Source organism: Mesorhizobium sp. M5C.F.Ca.ET.164.01.1.1 (assembly GCF_004792125.1).
Taxonomy (GTDB): domain Bacteria; phylum Pseudomonadota; class Alphaproteobacteria; order Rhizobiales; family Rhizobiaceae; genus Mesorhizobium; species Mesorhizobium wenxiniae.
Map to the genome: position 1 here is coordinate 1 of NZ_SRTG01000517.1, position 295 is coordinate 295.

Genomic DNA, 295 nt, shown 5'->3' on the forward strand with positions numbered 1-295 from the left:
CCGGCTGGTGTCGGAACTGCCGTCAGTGAAGGGCTGAAATCGCAAAGTGTTTCGTTTGAAAGCGGTGGAGAAAGACAATGCCTGACAGAGCCGATGCGCCTTCGATGAAGATCGACGGTTTCCTGAAAGTCCCGGATATCAAGGGCCCGAGCAAGCGGGACGGCCATGAGGACGAGATCGAGATCCATGGCGTCGATTACAAGATGATCGCGCCGTACGACCCGAACTCGCTGTCGCGGCGCGGCCGCGTGTCGATGGGGATGATCAAATTCTTCAAGCACTACGACAAGTCTTC

1 protein-coding gene is annotated in these 295 nt (G+C 56.6%); it reads left to right on the plus strand.

The features are described 5' to 3' along the window. Positions 1-104 precede the first annotated feature (104 nt). On the plus strand, positions 105-295 hold a 191-nt coding region (locus tag EN807_RS34535; protein ID WP_189522712.1), incomplete at its 3' end, for a type VI secretion system tube protein Hcp.